Source organism: Streptomyces sp. NPDC055103 (assembly GCF_053607625.1).
The window spans coordinates 128,136-135,888 of the sequence record NZ_JBSGTX010000013.1; the positions used below are offsets into that span (position 1 = coordinate 128,136).

At 72.1% G+C, this 7,753-nt stretch carries 6 protein-coding genes and 1 pseudogene; 4 read left to right on the forward strand and 3 right to left on the reverse strand.

Annotated elements, in window-relative coordinates; translation table 11 throughout:
- Positions 1-7: 7 nt before the first annotated feature.
- Positions 8-700, reverse strand: a complete 693-nt coding sequence (locus ACWFR1_RS11550) for an SDR family oxidoreductase (protein WP_453549251.1) — start codon at positions 698-700, stop codon at positions 8-10.
- Between the two features lie 117 nt (positions 701-817).
- Here ACWFR1_RS11550 and ACWFR1_RS11555 point away from each other — a divergent pair, with 117 nt between their 5' ends.
- Positions 818-1,378 carry a TetR/AcrR family transcriptional regulator gene (locus ACWFR1_RS11555; RefSeq protein ID WP_453549253.1) on the forward strand — a complete coding sequence of 187 codons (561 nt, stop codon included), beginning with the start codon at positions 818-820 and terminating at the stop codon, positions 1,376-1,378.
- 40 nt (positions 1,379-1,418) lie between these two features.
- On the opposite strand, the pseudogene ACWFR1_RS11560 reads toward ACWFR1_RS11555, so the two are convergent.
- Positions 1,419-1,583, reverse strand: a pseudogene (locus ACWFR1_RS11560) (pirin family protein); the annotation flags it as partial.
- A 203-nt stretch (positions 1,584-1,786) separates the two neighbouring features.
- Positions 1,787-2,101 carry a MarR family transcriptional regulator gene (locus ACWFR1_RS11565; protein WP_453549255.1) on the reverse strand — a complete coding sequence of 105 codons (315 nt, stop codon included), beginning with the start codon at positions 2,099-2,101 and terminating at the stop codon, positions 1,787-1,789.
- Between the two features lie 1,017 nt (positions 2,102-3,118).
- Between ACWFR1_RS11565 and ACWFR1_RS11570 the strand changes: the two genes are divergently transcribed.
- Genes ACWFR1_RS11570 through hisC form a run of 3 tightly spaced genes read left to right on the forward strand, consistent with a single transcriptional unit; the run spans position 3,119 to position 7,643 of the window.
- On the forward strand, positions 3,119-5,077 hold the full coding sequence (locus tag ACWFR1_RS11570) for an FAD/NAD(P)-binding protein (protein WP_453549257.1): 1,959 nt from the start codon (positions 3,119-3,121) through the stop codon (positions 5,075-5,077).
- Complete coding sequence (pcaB, locus tag ACWFR1_RS11575) at positions 5,074-6,513, forward strand: 3-carboxy-cis,cis-muconate cycloisomerase (protein WP_453549260.1); 1,440 nt, start codon at positions 5,074-5,076, stop codon at positions 6,511-6,513. Before ACWFR1_RS11570 ends, pcaB begins: the two co-directional genes overlap by 4 nt.
- 53 nt (positions 6,514-6,566) lie before the next feature.
- Positions 6,567-7,643: a histidinol-phosphate transaminase gene (gene hisC, locus ACWFR1_RS11580; RefSeq protein ID WP_453549263.1), complete on the forward strand. Its 1,077-nt coding sequence runs from the start codon at positions 6,567-6,569 to the stop codon at positions 7,641-7,643.
- Positions 7,644-7,753: the final 110 nt, after the last annotated feature.

Consider the following 7,753-nt stretch of genomic DNA (forward strand, 5'->3'; position numbering starts at 1 on the left):
GTGAGCGTCAGCCCGCGTTCGGCTGGGGCGTGGCGGACAGGCTCCGCTTGACGTACCGGCTGGTCTCGCCGGCGAGGATCTCGGGCAGGCCGGTCTCGATGCCGGCCAGGGCCTGGGCGGCGACGTCGACGGCGGCGACCTTCTGGTCGGCGGGCACGGCGGCGGCCATGTCGGTGTCCATGTAGCCGACGTGCAGCGCCGAGACGGTGATGCCGCGCGGTGCCAGTTCCTCACGGGTCGCGCCGCTCAGGGCCCAGGCGGCGGCCTTGGACGCGGCGTAGGAGCCGAGGCCTGCCGGGTGGAACCAGGACAGGGCGGACAGGACGTTGAGTACGGCGCCGCCGCCGTTGCCCTCGATGACGGGGGCGAAGGCCCGGGTGGCGGCGAGCGGGCCGAAGAAGTTGGTCTCCATCTCCCGGCGCACCTCGTCCAGGTCGCCTCCGACCAGCGTCGCGCCGGTGGAGATGCCCGCGTTGTTGATCAGCAGCGTCGCGTCGGAGGCGATGCGGGCGGCCTCACGTATCGATGCCTCGTCCGTCACGTCGAGGCGGAGCGGAGTGACGCTGAGGACGTCGACCGTCTCGGGGCGGCGGGCCGCCGCGTACACCTTCGCGCCGCGCTCCACGAGCTGGAGGGCCAGGTGACGCCCGAGGCCCCGGTTGGCGCCGGTGACGACCGCGACCGCGTTCTTCAGTTCCATGCCTGCTCCTGGTCTTCGGCGGGTGCCGTCGAGCCGCCCGCACGGTTTAGATTACATACCCAATCTAAACACGGCGCTACGATAGATGCCAGTCGACATCCAAATAGGAGGGTGATCATGGGCCGCGTATCGCAGGCGCAGGCGGAGGAGAACCGCAGGCGGGTGGTGGACACCGCCTCGCGGCTGTTCCGGGAGCAGGGCACGCAGGTCAGCGTCGCCGACCTGATGAAGGCGGCCGGACTGACCCACGGCGCCTTCTACAAACAGTTCGCCTCCAAGGAGGCGCTCGTCGACGAGGCCACCGCCCATGCCTTCACCGAGCTGGCCCGGACCCATACCGCCGAGCTCGCGCAGTACGACGGGCAGCGCGAGGCCGCCCAGCGGGCGCTGATCGACGCCTACCTCTCCGTCGCACACCGCGACGACCCGGCGGACGGCTGCCCGGTCGCCGCGCTCGCCACCGACATCGCGCGCGAAGGCGGGGGCCGCGAGGCCCGCCGCGTCTACACCGAGGGGGTCGCCGCCTTCGCCGGCTTCCTCGACGGCGACGACCAGGACGGTATCGCCCGCCTCTGCACCCTGTTCGGCGCACTGGTCCTGTCCCGGGCCACCAAGGGCTCCCCGCTCTCGGAGGAGATCCTCACCGCCGCACACGCGGCCCTGACGGAAACCGCCTGATCAGGGGCGTTCGTCCAGACCGACCACGGGCTTCCCCGGGTCAGCGCACTCGTCCACGCGGCTTCCGCACGGTGGCGGGCACCTCCGGTGCGGGCAGGCGGTCGCCGTCGTAGCCCTTGACCTCGCCGAAGCGGCCGGTCGCCATCCAGGCCTCCCTGGCCTCGCGGATCTCCTCGTCGATGCGGCCCACGAAGTTCCACCACAACGCGCGTCTTCTCGGTGCCTCCACAGGTGAACGCCATACCGACGCGGCGAGGGGCAGCTTCGTTCCCTCCGCTGTCCCCTGCCGCGTGCGGTGGGACGGGGAATTCCGGCATCGTCGGACGGGCGACCGGAAGTCTTACGAACTGGTGCGTGGAGGAACGCACGCCGTGGCCGGCGCCGCGACCGTGCCGCACGGGTTGGAGATCACGTCAGGGCATGGCCCGCGGCCCGGAACATGGCGAGGGTTTCGGTGAACTGTGCCGGTTCGCCTTCCGGCACGACCGAACCGACCCGACGCTCCGGTGCGCAGCCGAAGGATCGGCGTTCGTCGGGATTCACACGGCGCGCGCAGTAGCCGGCGGCCTCGACCCGGTCGACAACTCCGCTGGTGCCGCCCTCGGTGATCACGAGGTCTTCGGCCACGTCCGGGATACGGCATCCCGTGCGGCGGGCGAGGAGCTGCAGCAGCTCGAACCAGGTCGGTTTGAGATCGCACTCGGTGCGCCGCACGGTGTCCACGGCACCCCACGGTTCAGTCCCGAAGCGGGTCAGGTCGTGGTACAGCAGCTTCAGATCAGCCGTGACCCATCCCCCACACAGACATCTTCCTCGTCAGAGGACGTCACGTCGCGGCACCGCACCCCGGCCGCTTCCGGTCCGGGTGCGGGATCTGGTCGCGGGTACCCGGCCGCGGCGATCGGCAACCCAGTCAAGGTTGTCCGATTTACTCCTGTACACCCTTCTTCACATCCCTCGCTTCCCGGCAGTGCGCCTATCCGAAGGATTGGTCGGCTTGTCCGGAGTGACGGAGCGTTCGCATAGTTGCTGCCAGGTGTTTCGGCGGCGGATTTCGGGCCTGTCGGGCGTCCTCGCACGGCGATCCACGCATCGCCGTGGCATCAGTTCGTTCCACCGAGGGGAAACCGATGGCGCTCCGGGAGTCCGGCCGCGGTCTGCGAGCTACAGCCGCAGCGGCCGACGCTGCCACGCTGAGGGCTTCGGCACGTGGTGCCGAGGAATGTTCCGTCCGTGCGGACGTGATCCGGAACCTCGTTCCCAGCCCCCTCCGGTAATCCGGATCCGCCGCAGGCCGGTCTCTGTCCCGTGCGACGGCCGGCGGGTCGCCCTCGGCCTCCCGGTCCGGCGCGCAGACTTTCGCCAGGCCGCCCGGGCGGGCACGACGTTCTCGGTCGCCCGCCTTCACAGCCGGACCCGGAAGAGCGGCCGCCGTACGGGCACGGTCCCGTGCGCGCGTGCCGCGCCCGTCGCCCACCCAGACGTGCCCCACGGAGCCGCTCCCCGGCGCGGAAGCCGCAGCCCTGGACCGCGCTTCCCCACCCACACCCGGTCTTTCCGCACCCTTCTCGCACCCGGTCCGCCGCTGCACGGCGCGCCCGTGGTCCTGGCCGCCGCTCGGTAGTTCCGAGGAGCCGGCGCCCGGGTCCGGCGCGGACCCACGTCCGGAGGCCGCGCGGTACTCCTGCCGGACCAGATCTCATCCCGTCTCCCATCTCCATCGTCGAGCGGAGAACACTCGTGAAGAGCACCTCAGCCATTGCCATCGTCGGGGCCGGTCCCCGCGGACTCTCGGTCATCGAACGCCTGTGTGCGCAAGAGCGGAAGTCGCCCTCCGCGAGGCGCATCACCCTCCATGTCGTCGACCCGTCTCAGCCGGGACCCGGCCTGGTGTGGCGCACCGACCAGCCTCGGGAGCTGTTGATGAACACGGTGGCCTCGCAGGTCACCGTGTTCGCCGACGCCAGCGTGAACCTGGTGGGACCCGCCGAGGACGGGCCCAGCCTCTACGACTGGGCCCGGGACGTGGCGGCCGGAGCGATCACCGTCCCCGACGACGGGTACGTCCTGACGGAGGCCCGCCGCCTCGGTCCGGACACATACCCCAGCCGCGCCTTCTACGGTCACTACCTGGACTGGGTGTTCCGGACCCTGACCGCGCACGCGCCGGCGCACCTGGAGATCCGGGTCCACCGGGAGTTCGCGGTCGCGCTGGACGACGAGTCCGGCGACAGCGACGGGCGGCAGACACTGCTGCTCGCCGACGGCACCCGGTTGTCCGGCCTGGACGCGGTGGTGCTGGCCCAGGGGCATGTGCCGGTTCGAGCCACTGCCGAGGGGGAGCGGCTCGCCGCCTTCGCGGACAAGCACGGCCTGGTGTACCTCGGGCCCGACAACCCGGCCGACTCGGACTGCTCCCGGATCGGTCCCGGCGAGAGTGTCGTTCTGCGCGGCCTCGGCCTCAACTTCTTCGACCACATGGCTCTGCTGACCGTCGGCCGGGGCGGCTCGTTCGAGCGGGTGGACGACCGGCTGGTCTACCACCCCTCCGGTCGGGAGCCCCGCCTCCTCGCCGGATCCCGGCGCGGCATTCCGTACCACGCCCGGGGCGAGAACGAGAAGGGCGCCTACGGCCGGTACCAGCCCAGGCTGCTGACGGTCGAGAAGATCGACGAGCTGCGGGCTCTCGCCGACCAGGGGGAGTGGATCCGGTTCGGCACCCACCTGTGGCCACTGATCGCCGCGGAGGCGGAGAGCGTCTATTACGCCGCCCTGCTGTCCGGTCGAGTCGACGAGACCCGACTCGCGGACTTCACCGACACCTTCCTGCGGGCCGCTCATTCGCCGGAGGACAAGATCCGGTCGCTCAACGGCGTGGGTGTCTCCCCCGCCGAGCGCTGGGACTGGGACCGCATCGCCGAGCCGTACGGGAAGCAGGAGTTCACCACTCCCGAGGAGTACCGCGCCTGGCTGCTGGCGTACCTGCGCCAGGACATCGCCGAGGCCAGGGCGGGCAACGTCAGCGGACCGCTCAAAGCGGCTCTCGACGTGCTACGCGACCTGCGCAACGAGATCCGTCTGGCCGTCGACCACGGCGGTCTTGAGGGGAACTCCCACCGGGACGAGCTGGAGCACTGGTACACCCCGCTCAACGCCTTCCTGTCGATCGGCCCGCCCGTCTCCAGGATCGAGGAGCTCATCGCCCTGATCGAGGCCGGGACGGTCGAGATCACCGGCCCCGGCATGGTCGTCGAGGCGGTCGCGGACGACCCCGCCGGGGCCGCGTTCGAGGTGCGCTCTCGCCGGATACCGGGCGTGCGACACCGGGCCGGCGCGCTGATCGAGGCCCGGCTTCCCGAACCGGATCTGCGCCGCACCGCCGACCGCTTGATGCGCCACCTGCTGTCGACCGGCCAGTGTGCGCCGTACCGCATCTCCGGGGAGTGCGGCACCGAGTACGAGACCGGCGGCGTCGCGGTCTCCGGGCGGCCGTACCACCCGCTCGACGCCGAGGGCCGCCCGCACCCGCGCCGGTTCGTGCACGGCGTGCCGACCGAGTCGGTGCACTGGGTCACCGCGGCAGGCATCCGGCCGGGCGTGGGCTCGGTCACCGTCGAGGACTCCGACGCGATCGCCGCGGCGGTGCTGACCCTGTTGGCCGAGGAGACCTTCGCAGACACCGAGGAGGCAGCGGCATGAGCGGCTTCGACTTCGACGCCGGCCTGCTCTCCCCGGTGCGGGTCGGCACGCCGGTGGAAGCGGCCACCGGGGATCTGGCGTGGCTCCAGGCGATGCTGGACGCCGAAGCGGCCCTGGCCAGGGCCCAGGCCCGGCTGGGTACCCTGCCCACGTCCGCCGCCGCGGCCATCAGCACCGCCGCGCGCGCCGAACGGCTGGATGCCCGGGCACTGGCTCTGGCCGCGCGGGAGACCGCCAATCCGGTGGTCGGTCTGGTCCAGGCGTTCACCACCGTCGTGGCCGCCGACGACCCGGCCGCTGCCGAATACGTCCACCGCGGATCCACCAGCCAGGACATCCTGGACACCGGGACCATGCTGGTCGCCTCACGGGTCCTGACGATCCTCCTCGCCGACCTGCGCCGCGTGGCCGACGCCCTGGCCGTCCTCGCCCACGAGCACCGCGACACGCCGATGGCGGGCCGCACCCTCACCCTGCACGCCGTGCCCACCACTTTCGGCCTCAAGGCGGCGGGCTGGCGCCAGCTTGTGCTGGACTCCGCCGAGCGACTGCAGCGGATCCTGGCACACGGGCTTCCGGTGGCGCTCGGCGGCGCCGCCGGCACGCTGGCCGGATACCTGGAGTACGCGAAGGTCGACCGCGGCATCACTGATCAAGGGCTCGGCGACTACCTCGACCGGCTCACCACGGCCTACGCGGAAGAGACCGGGCTGGCCCGGCCTGTACTTCCGTGGCACGCGCTGCGTACCCCGATCGCGGACCTCGCCGCCGCCCTGGCCCACACCGCGGCGGCGCTCGGGAAACTGGCCGTGGACGTCCAGGTGCTGGCCCGCACCGAGGTCGCGGAGGTCTCCGAACCGGCCCCGGCCGGCCGCGGGGCCTCTTCCGCCATGCCGCACAAGCGCAATCCCGTGCTGGCGACGCTGATCCGCTCCGCCGCGCTGCAGGTTCCGGTGCTGGCCGCCGGCCTGACCCAGTGCCTGACCACCGAGGACGAGCGGTCCGGAGGCGCCTGGCATGCCGAATGGCTGATGCTGCGCGAGTGCCTCCGGCTGGCGGGTGGCGCCGCCCACACCGCGGTCGAGCTCGCCGAAGGCCTGACCGTCCGGCCGGAACGGATGCGCGCCAACCTCGATCTGACGGACAGCCAGATCGTCACGGAGCGGATTGCGGCCGTCCTCGCACCCCGGATCGGCAAGATCACCGCCCGCCAGTGCCTCAGCCGGGCTTCCGTCCTGAGCGACCACGAGGGCCGCCCGCTGGCCGAGATCCTCATCGGGCTGCCTGAACTCAAGGACGTGTTCGGCGACGGCGAACTCGCGGACCTGCTGGACCCCACCCGGTACACCGGGGCCGCGGGACTGCTCGTCGACCGCGCCGTCGGCCGACGCCCGGACGGCACCGCCAGCCCCCGGACCGGCCCGACAGCACAGTGACGACCGACCCGCCGGACCTCCGCACCCTCCGACCGAGATAGGCACGAACTCCCGTGAACGAACACCAGCGCGAACTTCGCCTGCGGCCGAACCTGGACGCCCTTTCCGCCCACCGCCCCGGCAAGCCCCCCTACGCCGACGCCTTCGTCCTGTCGGGCAACGAGAACCCCTACCCGCCGCTGCCCGGCGTCCTGGAGGTCGCGGTCGCCGCCGCCGGCCACTTCAACCGCTACCCCGACATGTCCGTCGGCGAGCTCACCGCCGAAATCGCGCGGCACTTCGGCGTCCCCGACGAGCACATCGCCACCGGCCCCGGCTCGGTCGGCGTCACTCAGTCCCTTGTGCTCTCCACGGCCGGCGAGGACGACGAAGTCCTGTTCGCCTGGCGCTCGTTCGAGGCGTACCCGGTCCTCACCCAGATCGCCGGCGCCACGCCCGTGCCCGTCCCGCTCACCGCCGACGGTTCCCACGACCTCGACGCGATGCTCGCCGCGATCACCGACCGCACCCGGCTGATCTTCGTCTGCAACCCCAACAACCCGACCGGCAACGCCCTGCACCGCGACGGTCTGGTCCGCTTCCTGGACGCAGTCCCCGCGCACATCCTGGTCGTCCTGGACGAGGCCTACCGCGAGTTCGTCCGCGACGGAGACGTCCCCGACGGCATCGAGCTGTACCGCGACCGCCCCAACGTCTGCGTGCTGCGCACCTTCTCCAAGGCGTACGGCCTGGCCGGGCTGCGCGTCGGCTTCGCGATCGCGCACGAGCCGGTCGCCACCGCGCTGCGCAAGACCGTCGTCCCGTTCGGCATCAGCCAGCTCGCCCAGGACGCCGCGGTCGCCTCGCTGCGCGCCGAGGACGCGCTGATGGAGCGGGTGGAGGCGCTGGTCGGCGAACGCACGCGGGTCACCGACGCGCTCCGCGCCCAGGGCTGGACGGTCGTCGACTCCGAGGCCAACTTCGTCTGGCTGCGGCTCGACGAGCGCACCCTCGACTTCGCCACCGTCTGCGCCGAGGCCGGGGTGGTGGTCCGCGCGTTCGCGGGCGAGGGCGTGCGGGTCTCGATCGGCGAGGTGCAGGGAAACGACCTGTTCCTGGCCGCCGCCGAGGCGTTCCGCAAGGAGATCTGAGGCACTGTCGTAGAGCGGGTCGGGGGGGGGGGGGGCGGAGACGGCCCCCCCCCCCCCCCCCCCGCCGCCACGCGCGCCCCCCGACACGACAACCCCACACCGCGCCCACC